We start from the raw sequence: 17,571 nt of genomic DNA, 5'->3' as shown, positions 1-17,571 counted from the left end.
TGATTTTGTAAAGCAGTAGATTGGATTGAGGAGATGAGAATAACCCATGACTACTCGTATTCGAGTTGAAATGGGCTTTCTGCCATTATTAATGTCTAATTATTTTGCATCAAACTCTGGTTCAGAAGGATTCTAAGCCAACAGTTTTGAGACAATAACATTCGTATCCATCATTTCTTTATCAATCTCGACCAAGCAAGTGTCATCATCCATAGCTGGTTCATAACCGATTCTAACTTTTTCAATTGCATACTTCTTCTTAATATCAAGAATATACTCTATTAACTTCTGAGCATTTAACGTTGTCTCTGAATTTTCTCCGCTGAACAACTCCTCTTCTGGAAAATTCATAACGATATCTCCAGATTCCTCATCGAATGAAAATACAATCATCACGTCGTTATAGGTATGACCTAGGTTAAGCTGAGATAATAATATATTCCCCGTTCCCTTAGGAGAAAGAATCTCTTCAAGGCTCTCTATTTGCTGAAATTCAATATCGTTTTCACTACGGTTATCATAAAAGTGAGAACTTTTGATTCGATCCACCTGAATGTTCAAATCATTTTTAATGAATTGATCCAGATTATTTTTGTTAAAATCAATTAAAATGATTTCTAAACTTTCCAAATTCACAACCTCCATCATTGATCGATAAATCCTTTGAATGAACCATCTTGGTTAAGCCTTACTCCGCGACCATCAGGTAAATTCTTTTCGAGGAAAGTAATACCTCTATTATTTGTAATTTTCTTAAATTCACCTGGAGCATCAAGTATATCCTGTAAATGCTTTTGAGCTACTTGATTAATTTGTTCAGGCCCACCTCTAACTCTTCCCCATATATCTGGGTTTCGTCCTGCATGTTTCTGCAAAGCATGTCCTACAACGGTTTCTCCACCTTTTTTGGGAGCAGTAGCAGAACTAATAACGGTATCTCTGTTAAATATCACAGGGTTTACACCATTCAAGTTATCTAGCTTAGACTTTGGAAACTTCAATCCTCCAGTCGGAACCTTATAACCCTTATTATACGTTCCTGTAAAAGCCAACACTAGCTTAGCAGTCTGTAAACCTCCTATAGAAACTGCTGCTTGCCATGCTGGTATGGATTCTCCAGTTACGGGATGATGACCTTCCTTAAATGCACTAATCTGTTCATCATATATATCCCCACCGCCAGACTCCGGTTGCTTCGGTCCAGCTCTCATTTCTTCATAGGTGCCACCCTGTTCCCAATACTTAACAAACTCCTTTTGCCCTGGCATCCCATCCTCTGCTTCACTGGCAGGCATGTTAACTCCAAACAAAGGATTATATACCATTCGTCGTTGCTCTTCTGGGTTACCTGTATTATGGTTCATCATTGTATGGGCAGCAATCTGTCCAGCAACGGCTCCCAAGCTCACCTGTTCCTGATCTGCTTGGTCGAATCTCTCGGCAATCGCGAACAGATCTTGGGATGACTTAACCATACTTTCCAGCGCTCGATCCAGAACAGAACGTGACTGCTGAAAATCATAGAAAAACCGTTCTTGCGTCGCTCCCGCCCACTGAGACTGGATGAATCCGATCCTTGCAGTCAGGTCATTACGTATACCTTCCAACTGCTGCCTGCCTTGCTCAATCTGTTTAGATATATGCAGCAGCTCCTCCGGTGTTACTTTAATTGTACTCATATCATTCTCCGCGTTTGAAATAGGATTTTACCATGTTAGCAGAAGCTTGATGTATATACATCCTTCTAACATCCTGATTTTTCCTTTTTCACCATAACAATATTTCCAACAACGTACTTCATATGTCCTAATTCAAAGGAAATCTTCTTAATCTCTTTATTTAATAGAAAATGATCAACAAACACACCAACGGGCACGTCGTCAACAATGCCGCTGTAAAACTGATCTGTGCCGCGACTCGTCCTCCGGTAAACTCTTGCCGTGAAAAGAACATCCAGATCGAGAGGTACGTAGCGCCTAGTGGAAATGAAATTATCCCTTTAAACGTACTCGGTTCCATATACCCATGCATCATGCTTTTGCCGATTAGGATTAAAGTAACCAATTCCAATATAGATAATATAAAAAACGCGATAGCAATCACTCTTTTCAAAATGTACACCTACTTTCCAGACGCAAAGCAAAGAGCATCCTTTGTATTCTCTGCATCATATATCCTTTATTTGGATGATGTCATCTTATAAGCGTAACATAGATAAATCAAACATTTAACCCAAATGATCAATTAAAAAAACATCTTACTCTGATGAATCCTTCATCAAACGTGCAGATAGATCATCCAATATCTCTTCCGTTCGTTGAATAAGACTTTCGATGTTGTTTAGTTTTAGTGGCTGATCGTGTGGACAATCCTCCAAAGATGACATATGTTGCATCGTGCCGATGAACAATGCAATATCCAATCCGAGTTCAGTGTCCGTATGCACTAATGGCAAGATCTCATTCATGGTGAGTTCTTTGGGTGGATGAACTGAATGATACTTATGGATATAGAGCGCCTTAATCATGGAGGCTAGAGACCAATCACATAGAATCAGGCAGGCTTTAAACTGATTGTGATTACACATGATGGCGGCAAGTTTGAGATGATACTTAGCATGTTGGTGATAGGCCATTATTGTGGTACGTAGCATATGGTAAGCAGGAATGTGTTTGGACCTAGGTTGTGTGGAGATATCATGGTCTTGCAAACGTGGGGTAAAATCTACTTGGTGATTACAATGTGCTTCGGTTATGGACCAATTTCTTGCCATTGTCATCCCTCCAAAGAGTTAATACCAGTATTATACAATAAATTGATTCATATAGTAATCAAATAAATTATTTGTATTCTTCGTTTGGTGTTTACCTTGAGGAAACTTGTCTACACTTTTGAACATAGAGAGGTGAATACCATGAACGAGGACAGAGAAGTTTTGAAGCTGGTCGGAGCCAGAATTCGCGCACTACGCAAAGAAAGAGGGTATTCACAGGAATCCCTCGGAGAAAAAGGTGGATTTCATTTTTCATACATAGGGCAGATTGAACGTGGAGAAAAGAATGTTTCTTTAGTGAACTTGGCGAAAATCGCTGAGTCACTTGAAGTGAACTTAATACAACTGTTCGCTTATATCGATGAGGACTTTCACTTCACAGAGTCAGAATTAGTCATACAGGAAATTGTATCCATGTTGAGAGACGCCTCCCCAGAGAGTATTCATCTAACCAAAAATGTGATACGTGAAATATTAAAGTGATCTTGAGCATATAAAAAAACAAAGGCAAGGCAGCTTATTAGCTGCTTTGCCTTTGTTTTTCACAATAACTTTGGTGTGGTTACTCAGATAACTTTCGTTTCCCGAAATTCGAGAAATTGCTATATCCCGAAGCTTTTAGCATATAAAGCGTACTTGCCGTAGCTTATTTGAAATTTAAATAATACCAATAAACTCAAGGATTTATAATTAAGAGAGCTAATAATCTTCGCTTCAATCAGTTCTATACTTTTTAAAATTCTCTGCCTGTTCAAAAATTTCTTTGAATATTTCATCTCTAGGTACTGGGGGATACCCATTTTCGGCCAGTGTTAAAATCAAATCAACCTTCAATTCTGCTTTGATGTCGTCACGGTGTGCCCAATCTGTATATCTAGCTTTGTCGTCAATGATCTTCTTAATCTCCTGCGAAAGCTTTATAAGTTTATCGTGTGCGTATTCAAATTTATATTTCTCCGCTATAGCTTTTAAAATATCGTAAAACGCTTTTTCTTCAAAATCAATTCCTAGATCTTTAAAAGAATTCCGTTCGTTCAAGAGTTCTGCAAATAGATCTGCGAATTGGTCTGCAACATCATCCAACACATCACTTTGCATTGCTTGAAAATCTTTTCTTTCATTATACAGGTCAATCAATTTCTTTAATCGTTTTGAGAAATCAATCCCTTGTATTCTATTAGTTTTCTTGAATTCTTCTATTGCTCTCGCCAACAATTTTTGCAACAGCTTAATTTTAGTATTTGGCAATTTAATCTTATCAATCTTCGCCATATATTCATCACTGAATAAATCCACATTATCCTTAGGATCATTTTTATCAAGCTTAAATATTTCTTCAATACCTTCACTTATCAATGCTTCCTGTATCATCTGTCTTACTTTCTCGTTCATCTGCGAACTATCAGGTGCTCCCCCTACAGTTAGTTTATGAATGATAGATTTAATCGCAAAATAATAGTGTATATAGTCTCTTTCAATTTGGCTGATATCTTCGCTGGAACAACATAAATTGTATGCAGAGCGAAGCTTTTTTACCATTGAAATGAATCGTTTTTCCAGTTCATTAGTTTGCTGGGCAAATTCTGCTGCTTGGTTTAAACATTGGAGTTGTTGTAACGGCGTTCCCTTAAAATAAGCAGTACTATCAAATCTGTGGAAGATCCTCGCAAGTAAGTCTAGCTGGTCTTTTACAATAACTACTGCTTTTTCAGTACCGTCAAAATTTTCACCATCTACCACAGCATATCTTTTTAATGCCATATTCATACTACTCTTAATACCAAAATAATCAACAACCAAGCCCATTTCCTTACCTTCATAAACACGGTTTACTCGGGATATCGTTTGAATTAAAGAATGTTGTTGAATAGGCTTATCAATATAAATGGTGTCTAAAAATGGTACGTCAAAACCAGTAAGCCACATATCAACAACAATGGCAATTTTGAAGTTTGACTTTTCGGATTTATACTGTCTATCTAGTTCTTTGCGATAATCTTTTGTACCCAACAATTTATATAACTCTTCTTCATCATCCTTATCTCGTGTCATTACCATTTTAATTTTTTCAATGGGTTTTATTCCCTGTTTCTCTTTTTCAGTAAGTACTGTGCCCTCATCACTTTCTCTAATCTCTGCCCATTGTGGACGCAAGGCAACTATCTGTTTATATAGATCGTAAGCAATCGCTCTGCTAGAGGCCACGAACATTACTTTACCTTTTACGGTTGCACCTTCTTCAATTCGCTTCTCGTAATGCTTTACAAAGTCTTCTGCCACTAATTTCAATCGTTTAGGGTCTCCAAGAATAACATCCATTTGTGTTACAGCTTTTTTACTTTCTTCTATTTGATGTTCGTTCGCTCCATCCGCTTCACATTTTTTATAATATTCTTCAATTTCTTTTAGTTTGGCCTCGTTTAAATTCACTTTAGCGGCTCTACCTTCATACACGATCCTAACGGTTATTTCGTCATAAACCGATTCCTTCATTGTATAAGAATCTTCTACATCTCCAAAAACGTCCATTGTTGCATCAATTGGAGTTCCTGTGAAACCTACATAAGTGGCATTAGGTAACGAATCGTGTAAATGTTTCGCAAATCCGTACTTCTTTTCCACACCATCTTTTGTAATTTTTATTTTTTGGTCAAGATTAAATTGCGAACGGTGTGCTTCGTCTGAAATGCAAATCACATTTGTTCTTTCAGTTAGCAGGTCGATGTCTTCATTAAACTTATGAATGGTAGTTAAGAAGACCCCACCACTTTTTCTTTTTTGTAAATATGTTTTCAATTCGGCGCGACTCTCTACACTTATTACTTGGTCATCACCAATAAAGCCCTTAGCGTTAGTGAATTGACCTGAAAGCTGGTCATCCAAATCAGTTCTGTCTGTTATAAGGACAATAGTAGGGCTGTGAAAGTATACACTTCGCATCAATAATCTTGTGAGGTAAAGCATGGTGAAACTCTTACCGCACCCTGTCGCTCCAAAATAAGTACCACCTTTCCCAGTCCCTTGTGGTCTCATATTTCGTTTAATGCTTTCAAACAATTTGTTGGCAGCATAGTATTGTGGATAGCGAGGAACTATCTTTTCTTCTTTAGTACTCGTATCGGGAAAATACACAAAATGGCGAACTACATCCATCAAACGTTTTTGGTTAAACAAACCTTTCACCATTGTAAAAAGTGAATCAATACCGTCCTTATCCAAGGGTTCATTACCCTCTATTTTGCGCCAAGAATAAAAGAAATCATATGGAGCAAATAATGAGCCGGTTTTGTTATTTATACCATCACTAATAACACAGAGGACGTTGTATTTGAATAACTCTGGAATATCCCTTCGGTATCGAACCGTAAGCTGAGTAAAAGCATTTTTAATAGTAGTGTTTTCTTTAATAGCACTTTTAAATTCTAATACTACTAATGGCAAGCCATTCACGTACACAATAGCATCAGGAATACGTTTTTCATAACCCTGTATTTCTAATTGGTTGACTATTTTGTATAGATTGTTCTCTAATCCTTCAAAATCAATCAATTGAATAAACAAGTCTTTCTTGCTACGGTCTTCTCGTTTGAATATAAAACCGTCGGAGATCATTTTGATAATTGCTTTGTTACTATCGTATAATGCGGAAGAAGGCAGTACTTCCATTTCGCGGATGATACTATCTATTTCATTATTCGTAATCTCATCATCAGAATAGCGGTCGAGTAGATAAGTTTTGATATCATCACGAAGAAGCACATCACTTATTTCCTTGTGAATACACATACCATTTTGATGCTTATAGTCTTCAGATTCAAATAATTCTATTACCGCACGCTCTAGGGATTCTTCTGTGAATTTCATAGGTTATCCTCCAATGTTGCAAGCTTGGATAGTAAAATATCTTTTAGGGACTCAAGAAAATAGTTCACTTTTCTTTTAATCATAATATTTTCATTCAATATATTGAAAATAAATTCTAGTTTAGAACCAACTTTACTAGATGGGACTGTAATGTTGAAATTGAACAAATGTTCTAAAGTTACACTTGCTTGATTTGCACTTCCTTGTGCTCCCGATATGACAAAATCAGAAAAATCTTTTTCGATTAATCGATAGTAAAGGAATAAATTCCCTGTTTTTTTTGATCGTAATCTCACAGCGTTTTGATTCAATAATGAATTATTGGCCAATTCTGGTACGATAACAACTTTCCCGACAATTGATAATGGATTATTTGGCCAAGAACCCACCGTTGAAATGATAATATCGTTTGTCTTTAATTTATATTGGGAATATTCTTGAGCTTGATTTTCAGCTATATAATAGCAACTTGTTATATCAATAGATTTATCTTTAAAATCAGACACACGAACTATTGGTACACCTTTTTCAATATAATCATTGGATTGAAATGCATATCCTTTTTTATAATCAATAAGATCACCCAACCTCTCAACTTCCCACCCTTTTGGAATTTCGATATTCAATACTTTATTGAACTCCATCTCTCCTCCATTGGATTTGTAGGGCTTTCCGTTTTCATCTGGAAATTCATAATCAACAAACCAATGTTTGTAAATAACCTGTGCAGTTTCTTCTATTTTTTGTATAAGGCGATAATTTAGGTTTATTCTATTCACTAGCACATTGTATTCTTTTACAATTTCCTTTTGCTTGTTAATGGAGGGTATAGGGAGAGTTGTATTACAAAGTTCTACCCAATCAAATCCTCCACGAATTGCACTGTCACATTTAAAAAAAGCATATCTGTCAAACTCTGTTCTACGAAACCACATCATTAAATATTCAGGATGAAGTTCATTTGTGTCATTAACTTCAAAAACAGGATAAGCGGGTGACACCAAATTGGGTTCATCATCTGTTTTTAAAACAACAGGCAACTTGTAAACCCGAATCACGGACATAAAATCACAAGCAAACTGCCATTTGCTCATTACTTTATAAATAGACATATCTGTGCCCACAGTATTCGAAGTAGTTTCTCTAAATTCTTTCGTCATACTTAGCCCCAATAATTTAGTTACTTTTAGATCTGTATTTCGATTGTCAACTTTGTGAATATAGTCTCCAAGTCGCTTATAATTTGATTTCATACCCTAGCTCCTTAAACACCGTTAGTAATTCATTTTTAGAATTTTCTTCAGCTTTCAGTAATTCAATAAATTCTGATTGCAGTAATTCCATCTTTTCATCAAAGTCAATATTTTCATCACGATTAACGAACTCTATATATTTACTAGGTACCAATGAAAAATCCTTTTTTTCTACTTCTTCTAGCGTTGCGCTGTAACAATACTCCGCAGTGTTTTGATAAGTTTTTTCATAATCAACTTGTTGCCAATTATGGTATGTCTTTGTTACTTCATTAATATCTTCATCAGAAAACTGTGTGTATTTTTTCTCAAAAGGAATACCTTTTTGTCTTAAGTCCATAAATAGGATCTCGTTGACGCGATTACGAAATTTTTTTAGTTTTCCATTATGATCTATCGAGCGGGCTTTTTTATTTTTATTTAGTATCCAAAGGGTTACGCTAATGTCTGTCGCATAAAACAAGTTTCGTGGTAGTACTAAAATAGCTTCAATTAGCTTGTTTTCAATCAACTTTCTGCGTATTTTATACTCATCTCCACTTCCACTCAGCGCACCATTAGCCAGCAAAAAACCAGCTACACCATTCTCAGATAATTTAGAAACAATATTTAATATCCAGGCATAATTTGCGTTTCCTGTAGGCGGCAAATCATAACCCGCCCAGCGAGGGTCATCCGTTAATTCATCATCTGCTCTCCACTGCTTCTGATTGAATGGAGGATTTGCCATTATAAAATCAGCTTTCAGATCCTTGTGTTGGTCTTTGAAAAAAGTGTCCTCAGCCATATCACCCAAGTTCGCAGATATGCCCCTAATCGCTAAGTTCATCTTAGCCAATTTGTAAGTTGTTGCAGTGTATTCCTGTCCGTAAATAGAAATATCTTTTTTATTTCCATGATGAGATTCAATAAATTTTACTGATTGAACAAACATACCGCCAGAGCCACAAGCAGGGTCATAGATTTTACCTTTGTATGGCTCAAGTAATTCTGTAATGAGGTTAACAATGCTCTTAGGAGTGTAGAACTCCCCCTTACCTTTTCCTTCTGCCAGTGCAAACTTGCTAAGAAAATATTCATAAACACGTCCAACAATGTCTTGTTGTTTGTCTTTAAGAGTATCAATATTATTAATCGTATCGATTAAGGAAGCCAGTTTACTTACATCAAGACCCAATCTTGAATAGTAGTTATCAGGTAGCGCCCCTTTTAAAGAAGGATTGTTTTTTTCCACAGTAAAGAGTGCAGTATCGATTTTCAAGGCAATATCCTCTTGCTTTGCATTCTCTACCAAAAAACTCCAGCGGGAAATCTCAGACAAATAGAACACATTCTTCATTGTGTAGAATTCTACCATATCTATATATGTTTCTTTACCATCGGAAATCAACTCTTCTCTACGTTCTTCAAATTTATCACTGGCAAATTTCAGGAATATAAGCCCCAAAACAACGTGCTTGTATTCAGATGACTCAACCGAACCTCGCAGCTTATTCGCGGAATCCCAAAGGGTTTCTTCGATACTTTTTTGTTTTGTTTTTTTTTTTGCAGCCATTATATATTCTCCTCTTTGTTTCAATTCGATTGAATATTGAATTTATATTAAAATGTGTTACAAAAACTTAGATATAATTTAGAGTACGATTCACAAATATATCCAATTGATTTTGAAATCGTGACAGACATGAATGTTCTTGATTGTTCCAGGTCCTCCCTAATAATTCCGGCTGTTTAATATTTTAAAAAAATCACTTGATCTGCTTCCGCAGAACCACTGGATACAAGGAAATAATCTGTGGAATCAAACCATTTCTTTTCTTCTGGGTCCTTAGGTTTACCTACACCACTATAGTACTATTTAACCGAATTATCCATTATGCAAATTATACTAACAATTGCTTCGATTCCTGGCTGTTCCCAATTAATCAGACAATACACTTATTCGCCACCGCCACCATCTTCGCAGGCATCTCTTCCCGCAGTCGCCATACAAAGCTCATCGGTTTGTTCCCCTCGTGACTCACATAATCGGCCTCGCCTAGGAATACAAATGGAGACGTATAGTTATGCTCCTCCTTATACTCCCGCACGAACAAAGCAATCCGGTTGCCTGTCTCGCGATGATGAATATAACGCTGCGAGGTAGCCGTATGCTCTGACACCCGGCTCTGAGTCTGCCAATGGAATAAACGCTCGTTAATCGCATAATCCTCGTACAGTGTGGATGGTGAAAAATCTTTGTCCGATTTGTTCAGTGTAATGAAGAAGATATCGGTCTGTTCATCGGCAAAATACTTCACTCCTTCACGGAAAGCGGGTGATTGCTCAGCGTTCCAGTAACCAAAGGCGGCAAGCACTTGGTCGATCGAGTACATACAGTGGATATCCAGTGGACAAGTGTACGGGAACGAATTACTTTTATCCACAAATCGCAGATGAGCCAGATTATATTTGAAAATATCCACAAGCTCTGCTCGGAATGCTTCACAAGACAGCACACGCTGCACACCCTCTTCGATGCTGCTCAGTCCTAGTTTCTCAGGCGCAGCCCGATGGAAGGTGTAATAGAACATAATCAACATGCGCCGTTCATCGGTGGTCGTTGGTTCTTTACCTTTTTCGATATAGTCAATCAGGAACGTCAGCCAGCTTCGGGCGTTGATCGTCAGCACAGACGGCAGTCTGCGGATATATTCCTCTTGCTCACCCTCGATTGGCTCTGTCAGTCCGGCTTCGGCCAACATGCCACGGAAATACCTTTTGCCCGTACGTCCACCATACAATTCATATAGTGTCATCCCGTGATGCTCTACAAAATGAGCCAAGGTCAGCGGCAGTCCGGTGTCTTGCTGGAACGTTTGCAGCTTCTGGATCAACGCTTTGCGATTACGACTCATCTGCTTGAGGTTGCGCATAATGTATTCCTTCGCTTGCTTTTCCAATTGAATGAACGTGCCGCGAGGCAGGTTCGAGAAGCCGTTCTCAACATAGTACGAAATGGAATGTTTGGTAGCGCCAATCAGGGCGCGGAATTTATCCTGGAACCTGTACTCCTGATGCGCTTGCCCGATGAAGTCGAGCACGGTCAGGCACTCTTTGCCCTCCGCCATCCGTAGTCCACGTCCCAACTGTTGCAGGAATACAGTCAGACTCTCGGTAGGACGCAGGAACAGGATGGTGTTCACCTCAGGGATATCCACGCCCTCATTGTACAGATCAACTACAAAGATCATGCGCAGTTCCCCGTTCACCAGTTGTCCTTTCGCAGAATGACGTTCCTGTTCGATTGACCCACCATGCAGGGCCATGGAAGGAATGCCGGCTTCGTTAAATATTTTTGCCATATACAGCGCATGATCCACCCCTACGCAGAAACCAAGCCCCTTCACATCGTCCAGATCGGTTACGTATTTGTTCAGACTTTGGATGATCTGGTTGGCACGGATTTTGTTATGCGTGTAGAGCTTTTCCAGTTCGTTCAGGTCGTAGCCTTTACGCGACCACTTCACCTGAGATAGATCGACGGTATCGGTGACGCCAAAATATTGAAACGGACTGAGCAGCTTCCGATCAATCGCATCAGTCAGACGGATCTCGGCGGCAATCGTATGATCGAAGTAGGCGGTAATGTCTTTGCCATCCATCCGTTCAAGCGTGGCGGTGAGTCCCAGCAAAATCTTCGGTTCGTAATGGGACAACAGCTTCTGGTACGAAGGTGCAGCGGCATGGTGGAATTCATCCACGATAATGTAATCGTAATAACCTCGGCTGGTGACCTCCGTCAGCTTCATGGAGTTAAGACTCTGAATGCTAACAAACAGGTGATCCAGCGCCTCTGCTCGATGATTCCCGACATGCAGCTCGCCAAAGTTCATATCCTTCAGGATATACCGGAACGTATCTCGGCTTTGCTTCAAGATTTCTTCCCGATGGGCGACAAAAAGTAGCTTGGCTCCCGCATGGCTTGCACAGAATCGCTTGTAGTCGAAGGCTGAAATGACTGTTTTGCCAACGCCTGTGGCGGCGACGATCAGATTGCGGGTTCGTCCGTACAGCGTACGCTCGGCGTGAAGCTGTTCCAGCACTTCTTTTTGGTAATCGTAAGGCTGAATGTCGAGGTGAAAGTGGTTGGACTGATCTTTTTTGCGATTCAGAGCCGCCTTCAACTGTGCCTCATGTCCCTCATCTTCAGCAACGTACCGCGTAAATTCGCGGTCATTCCAGTAACTCTCGAAGGTCGCCTCAATCTTGCGCAGTACGTCGAGTGAATCCTTCTCCGTTAACTTGAGGTTCCACTCCATACCACTGGTCAGCGCTGGGTTGGACAGGTTAGAGGATCCCACATAGGCTGTGGTGAATCCGGTATCGCGGTGAAAAATGTACGTTTTGGCGTGCAGCCGAGTCACTTTGGTATCATAGGAAATCTGGATTTCCGTGTTGGGCAGTTTGCTAAGTTCAGTGATGGCCTTAAGGTCAGTTGCTTCCATGTATGTAGTTGTGATGATCCGCAGCTTCCCGCCACTCGCCGTGAATTGCTGGAGCTGTTCCAGCAGCAGGCGAAGCCCGCTAAATTTGATAAATGACACCAACCAGTCGATCCGATCGGCTGTCACGATCTCCTTTTGCAACTCCAATAACATACTCGGCTCGGACTTCGCGCCTGTGAATAATGAACTTTGGGAGATTGGCGTATCAGGACGAACGATTTTGCTATCCCGGACCGCTCGAATGCTGTTCAGCTTGGAATACACATGGGTCAGTACTTCCCCCTGCTCATCCAGTTGCAATTCATTGTACTCTTCTTCCCCAAGCGTGCCTTTCAGGGTAGCAATAATCTCATTACACGTTCGGATCTGTGCCAACACTGCTGTCTTATCTTCTGTCTGTTCCCGTACAATCTTGAGCGCTCGCCGGGTCACGGCCGCCAAATATGTAGACAGCAGCTTGCGCGCTTCCTCTGCATCCAACTTCTCGGTGCCAATGTGATACACATCCGGGTCCAGCGCCGAAATCTCCTGTCTGGTGATTGTGTTGATAAGCTGTTCATATATGCCTTGTTTCATGAATGTACCTCGTGTGGGTGTAGGATGGTTGTGGATATGTAAGTGATATCATTTCATATTGCTTGGTATTGGTAAATATGGTCTCTACTCTATTATCGTCCAGCATGGGAGAAAATTCATTAGTTGTTTGTATATAAAAAAGAGCACTCTCTATTGCCTATGAACGGCAGGAGCACTCCACTTTGGATGCAAAGCATATCTAGTATCAATTGACTCTTCTTCATCATTTGTACCTTGGATTCAAAGCCTCTCTCCAAACGTCATCATCGACAAATTCAACATTTTTTTCTTGAAAATAACTCTGGGTCTCTTGCTCCAGATCATTCAAGATTTGGGGCCAATCGTTCTCGTTGATTTCCGTGGATTCAAAGTCCCCTACAACGTTCAGCCATCGATGGTTTAACTGCTGGTACTCCTCGATTCTGGCTTTAAGTTCAGCTGTTACAGGATAACTGCTTATATCCAGCCTCTCGAACGTCATTCGCATACGGTGAAGCGTAGGTGGCAAAATGTCATCTTGGCTGAAGTCGTTTGTAAATAATGCTGCGGGTTTTACCAGCCAGTTGGCTTCTTCGCTGAAACTTAGATTCATCAAGTTATACTTATTCATAATCTGCGTCATATCTGTAAAGTTGTAATAGAGCTGGCTGGCTTGTTCTCCATCCTCAACCATCTCGTTTGTTATTATTTCATTCTTAAGTATTCGGTTAAATATAATGTCATTATTTATAATCGCACTTTTCATATCAATGATATCTTGGCGGACATTCATCGTTAGATACTGTTCATACATTCTTTTTTCTTTATAAAAGCTATAGGTTAGAACAAGTAAGAATACAAATCCAACGCAGCATCCAATCATTACAAATCGTTTCTTTAATATCATGGCAATTTGTTCTCCTAGGTTTTTAATAGTAAGAAGCACCTCTACATTTGTCTGGTAGAAGTGCCTTTATGCATTATTTATCTGTAATTCAGTTGTGAGGTTTCGTAAAAACCGAATACTCGATATTTTCAAGAAGTTCTCCGTAATGCATCTGGAGTAATTCAAGATATGTTCCGTTGAACGTATACTTTCCGTTTTTAAAGAAAAATATCTCTTCTCCAGAAGTGTGATAGAATACGCCATTTACTTTAAGTGATTCTACTATAGCGAAAGAAATTTCATACATTGTTTTATACCATAATTCATATTGCTGGTTATTCTCCAATTCATAAGATATTGTTTGTTGATAAATAAAATCCTCTTCTTGAAACATCGTTTCATAAGATGCTGCTGGATGATCAGGCGGAAAATTATTATCATAAGCAGCTATTTTCAAACCGCCTCTTAGATCAAACTCATCAATGGACAATGAATTGTGTTTTCGGTTCATATAATTCACTTCAAAATTTTTACTTTCAATTAATTTTTTCAACCAAAACGCATCTTGTTTTCCATTCAACTTCAGTGAATATTCCATAGACTTCTCTCCTCTACTTTAAGGGAATACCGATATGATCTTACCATCCTTTTTAATTGCGATAACTTCTTCTAGACCTTGGATTTCCCATTCTTTAAATTGCTTAAGCAACGAAGCGTCATCTCCAGACCACTTTGTTAAATTAATCACCACATTCTTGGTTTGTTGTTTAATCACAACCTTTTCTTGAACCTCACTCCAAATACCTCTAATACCTTTATTTTCAGTTGGTGCATAGCAGTCAAATATACGCCCTTCAATTCTAAAATCGGGATCTCTGTTGGAATCAATTCCATCACTATCCCGAACTTTTGGGTTCTGTTCAATTCTATATCCACTTCTCGCCAATTGATCAGCAGCACCATTTTCTAATTCTAAAGACTGTTTAGTCGCCTTATCCGCATTATTCGGAATTTTTGTTCTCGGTCCACTTGGTAAGGCTTCTGGATTAGGTGATCCACTGGGCTTAATTAGATCTCTTGGAATATCATTTCCCTTTACAGGCTCCGGCTTACCCCCACTCGATCCTCCCAGATCGCTATGCTTATTCTCCACCGAACGAAGTGCCTTGCCAACAAAAGCATAGGCCAATACCTGCCCCATCACAGAGCCACTGTAGTACCCAGCCCCACTCTCATCCACCTGTTTCTTCTGCTCTTCTACAAATTGGCCTACATCAGACCTGGCTGTTCCGTTTCCCCAGGTTGCATCCCAAGCAAACTTAATGCCTCGCCCAACATCGACCACTCTACCCAAGGTCATAGCATAAGCCACACTGGTCACTGTACCGAATGGGTCATAAAAGAGCGCCTCTGCTGTCTGTCCAATTCCAGTTACGGTCTCTCCAATCGACTTGTCGAGCAGTCCAACACCGAAATTTCGTTTCAGTTCTTCAGGTATATATAGAGCAACCTCACCCGAACCATCCGCTGTTCTAAAATTCTTCGCTATAAAAATAAATTCATTCTGAATTTTATCCAAAAGACCCAGTGTGGCAGGGAAAACTTCTTTCAACTGCATAAAATCCCAAAAGAAACGTTCCCCCGTCACACCCGACCATTCCGATTGCAACAGATAAATTGATTTTTCTAGTTCCCGTACCATCCGCTCCAGTTCCAGTTTCTTTTGCTGGACCAACCGGGCTTTTTCCTCTAATACATCGGGATGTATCTCGATTCGTTGCATTCCGTCTTCACCGCCAACCTGACCGTAGTATATGTACCTAAATTTTAACAAGTAAGAAGGACGATTGGAATCAAACGGAGGATTCATTTTTTACGGGTGATCCGATAGGTGGACCATATTCCTTAGGCAACTATTTTGCGTATTCATGTATTTTCAGCACCGCTTAAACACTACGTCTATAAAGTGGAACCTTGAGTCGATGGATGTCTTATACAAAAAGAACGACTTCTATCTACGATAGAAGCCGCACAAGGTAAAAGGTAGAATGGTTCTGGCTAGTTTTAAGACACTACGAATTGTACGACAACTGGAATTCCTGCATTCAGTGCATCTCCTCCGGGAATCGTAATCGTGGTGGTTGTAACGGTGGATGTATCCGCTGTTTGCATAATGCCATTAATATAAAGATTGTAATAATTGAACGTGCCCGGAAATGCCGTTGCGGCTGTACCCGCGTCATTTGTAAAAGTAGTCGCGGCAATTGCAAACGTTGCTCCGGTTCCCGTTCCATCACCAATTGTTGCAGCAAATCTTAAACTGTTCTGAAAGGGTGTCACGAGTGGCATGTTTCTCACCTCCTACCTGACATAGTATATGTGGTAGATTCGAGAGTAGTGAAGGCGAAGTCACGAGGAGGTTTGACCAATTTTAACCATTAGTTATTTTGGCTGTTAACTGAATCGTCTCCAAGATGATCGGCGTTTCTGCAAAGATTACTCCACCTTGGGAAGGAAAAAACAGCATAACCTTACTTACGTCATATGAGTTGCCCGGCTGGACGATCCCGTTGATATAAAGATTGTAGAAACTGGTAAGTCCTATTCCTGCAAATTCAGATACACTCCCACCCTCGTCATTCACGAATTCCTCGACGGGAATCGTAACCGAGTCCGATAAATTCAGATCGGTGTCTGGAAAATAGAAGTAACGGTTTACCGTAGGAATAATCTCAATTCCGGGTATGCTGCCTGGCGGTCCTTGCTCACCAGGAGGGCCGGCGGGACCTTGCGCTCCGGGAGGGCCGGCGGGACCTTGCGCTCCGGGAGGGCCGACGAGCCCCTGGGCTCCGGGAAGACCCGGCAGGCCAGGCGCTCCGGGAAGACCTGGCAGGCCTTGCACTCCGGGAGGACCGACGGGGCCTTGCGCTCCGGGAAGACCCGGCACTCCGGCGGGGCCGACGAGCCCCTGGGCTCCGGGAGGGCCCGGCAGGCCGTGCTCGCCGTGAGGACCGGCGGGACCTTTAGCGCCTTGCTCCCCTACTAGCCCCTGCATTCCGGGCGGTCCGACCGTCTTCGTTTCATGTTCTCTCACCGGAGCAAGCCGGGGCCCGGGCTCTGCAAATGCCGGGTTGACGCCAATCCCCCTCGGCAAAGCAATGACTTTTTTGTCCCAGATGATTTTCAGTTGTCTTATTGGACGCTGCGGTCGGAGGGAGCGGCGTTTTCTCCGGCAAGGTTTACGGATAATATGGCATTTCTTGCGTTTTTCTGGGGATTTTTTTCTGCTTTTTGGTGTTGGACGTCTGGACCTTAATTTGCTGGACGTAGCTATCCTCTTATTCAGATACCTCAAAACGGTCACTCTCCTTAGGCCAAGGCACACAGTGTGTATGCCCTATGTATATGTCATTCGCACATTCAGAGAGTGTGCGAATAACTATAGAGGAGGCCCAATAAAAAAGACAAGAGTCCCGGCCATAGTCCCTTGTCTTGGCCACACGCTTTCATTGTCTCCTCATGAAGGGTCTCGCTGATTACACTGTACATACAATTCAGACGAAATTTCCTCGTAATTGAACTGCTGGTCCTTACGGACATTGTTTAATGAATGAGGACTCCGCAGGTTTGTTTGTAAACACAATCAGAGTAACATCATGGGTTTGATTTTTGATCAAAACTTCAATTGCTTTCTCTCTATTATTCTGGCCACATCCCATGATTAGGAGCATCAACGAGCACAACATCCAGAAT

General features: G+C 40.6%; 13 protein-coding genes. 1 reads left to right on the top strand and 12 read right to left on the bottom strand.

What is annotated here, in order from left to right; all coding sequences use genetic code 11:
• Positions 1 to 132: 132 nt before the first annotated feature.
• From ACDJ58_RS03620 to ACDJ58_RS03610, 3 genes are all read right to left on the bottom strand, one after another.
• Complete coding sequence (locus tag ACDJ58_RS03620; protein WP_413379445.1) at positions 133 to 636, bottom strand: hypothetical protein; 504 nt, start codon at positions 634 to 636, stop codon at positions 133 to 135.
• Positions 637 to 644: 8 nt separating this feature from the next.
• The gene (locus tag ACDJ58_RS03615; RefSeq protein ID WP_413375579.1) at positions 645 to 1,679 is read right to left on the bottom strand and encodes a WXG100 family type VII secretion target; all 1,035 of its coding nucleotides are present in this window, start codon (positions 1,677 to 1,679) and stop codon (positions 645 to 647) included.
• A 578-nt stretch (positions 1,680 to 2,257) separates the two neighbouring features.
• A complete protein-coding gene (locus ACDJ58_RS03610) occupies positions 2,258 to 2,773 on the bottom strand; it encodes a hypothetical protein (protein WP_413375577.1) in 516 nt (171 codons plus the stop codon).
• A 141-nt stretch (positions 2,774 to 2,914) separates the two neighbouring features.
• On the opposite strand from ACDJ58_RS03610, the gene ACDJ58_RS03605 reads away from it, so the two are divergent.
• Positions 2,915 to 3,256 (top strand): helix-turn-helix domain-containing protein, encoded by a 342-nt coding sequence (locus ACDJ58_RS03605; RefSeq protein WP_413375575.1) that lies wholly within the window; start codon positions 2,915 to 2,917, stop codon positions 3,254 to 3,256.
• A gap of 231 nt (positions 3,257 to 3,487) precedes the next feature.
• Here the strand turns inward: ACDJ58_RS03605 and ACDJ58_RS03600 are convergent, their stop codons facing one another.
• From ACDJ58_RS03600 to ACDJ58_RS03560, 9 genes are all read right to left on the bottom strand, one after another.
• On the bottom strand, positions 3,488 to 6,637 hold the full coding sequence (locus tag ACDJ58_RS03600; RefSeq protein ID WP_413375573.1) for a type I restriction endonuclease subunit R: 3,150 nt from the start codon (positions 6,635 to 6,637) through the stop codon (positions 3,488 to 3,490).
• Complete coding sequence (locus ACDJ58_RS03595; protein ID WP_413375571.1) at positions 6,634 to 7,890, bottom strand: restriction endonuclease subunit S; 1,257 nt, start codon at positions 7,888 to 7,890, stop codon at positions 6,634 to 6,636. The genes ACDJ58_RS03600 and ACDJ58_RS03595 overlap by 4 nt, the downstream gene beginning before the upstream one ends.
• Positions 7,874 to 9,445, bottom strand: coding sequence for an N-6 DNA methylase (locus tag ACDJ58_RS03590; RefSeq protein WP_413375569.1), 1,572 nt, complete (start codon positions 9,443 to 9,445; stop codon positions 7,874 to 7,876). The genes ACDJ58_RS03595 and ACDJ58_RS03590 overlap by 17 nt, the downstream gene beginning before the upstream one ends.
• 370 nt (positions 9,446 to 9,815) lie before the next feature.
• Positions 9,816 to 12,953, bottom strand: coding sequence for a DUF3427 domain-containing protein (locus ACDJ58_RS03585; RefSeq protein WP_413375567.1), 3,138 nt, complete (start codon positions 12,951 to 12,953; stop codon positions 9,816 to 9,818).
• Between the two features lie 223 nt (positions 12,954 to 13,176).
• Positions 13,177 to 13,839: a hypothetical protein gene (locus tag ACDJ58_RS03580; RefSeq protein WP_413375565.1), complete on the bottom strand. Its 663-nt coding sequence runs from the start codon at positions 13,837 to 13,839 to the stop codon at positions 13,177 to 13,179.
• 88 nt (positions 13,840 to 13,927) lie between these two features.
• Positions 13,928 to 14,416, bottom strand: coding sequence for a hypothetical protein (locus tag ACDJ58_RS03575; protein WP_413375563.1), 489 nt, complete (start codon positions 14,414 to 14,416; stop codon positions 13,928 to 13,930).
• 18 nt (positions 14,417 to 14,434) lie between these two features.
• Positions 14,435 to 15,601: a WXG100 family type VII secretion target gene (locus tag ACDJ58_RS03570; protein WP_413375561.1), complete on the bottom strand. Its 1,167-nt coding sequence runs from the start codon at positions 15,599 to 15,601 to the stop codon at positions 14,435 to 14,437.
• Between the two features lie 281 nt (positions 15,602 to 15,882).
• On the bottom strand, positions 15,883 to 16,167 hold the full coding sequence (locus tag ACDJ58_RS03565; protein WP_053784094.1) for a DUF4183 domain-containing protein: 285 nt from the start codon (positions 16,165 to 16,167) through the stop codon (positions 15,883 to 15,885).
• A gap of 82 nt (positions 16,168 to 16,249) precedes the next feature.
• On the bottom strand, positions 16,250 to 17,173 hold the full coding sequence (locus tag ACDJ58_RS03560) for a DUF4183 domain-containing protein (RefSeq protein ID WP_413375559.1): 924 nt from the start codon (positions 17,171 to 17,173) through the stop codon (positions 16,250 to 16,252).
• Between the last annotated feature and the right edge of the window lie 398 nt (positions 17,174 to 17,571).

It is taken from the genome of Paenibacillus taichungensis (assembly GCF_047302525.1).
Lineage (GTDB): Bacteria > Bacillota > Bacilli > Paenibacillales > Paenibacillaceae > Paenibacillus > Paenibacillus taichungensis_B.
Note: the sequence above shows the minus strand (reverse complement) of the source record. Positions and strands in the feature narration are given on the sequence as shown.